Here is a 397-nt window from a genome sequence, read left to right on the forward strand (position 1 = left end):
GCCGCAGGGCGTGGCCTGCGCGCTCTCCATTCCGCTGATGGAAGGCCAGGAGCAGATCGCGATGTCCGGAGAGCTGGCGCACATGGAAGGCAGCTGCGCGGGCCTGCAGGGCGACACGATCGACCTCGACAGCGTCACCCACCTGCGCCGGCTGATCGAACTGCAGCTGGGGGATGCGGCCCTGCTGGAACGCGACCTGCAGGCGCTGGTGTCGGGCCACCGGGGCCGCGGCGTGCCCGCCCAGCCGGCCATGGGGCACTGAGCGAGCGCCTGCGGGGGGCGGCGCCCCCGGCGTGCGCCGGGGAGTCAGTGCGCCGGCGCCTCCGCGGCGGCCGGGGCCGCGGCCTCCGCCTCCTGCAGCTGCCGCCACATCACCTTGCCGCTGCCGCTCTTGGGC

General features: G+C 75.8%; 1 pseudogene. It reads left to right on the forward strand.

The window, feature by feature from the left end:
- Positions 1-262, forward strand: a pseudogene (locus GVL03_RS21455) (hypothetical protein); the annotation flags it as partial.
- Between the last annotated feature and the right edge of the window lie 135 nt (positions 263-397).

Origin of the sequence: Microbacterium sp. 18062 (genome assembly GCF_902706225.1) — a bacterium.
In the GTDB taxonomy this organism is placed as follows: domain Bacteria; phylum Actinomycetota; class Actinomycetes; order Actinomycetales; family Microbacteriaceae; genus Microbacterium.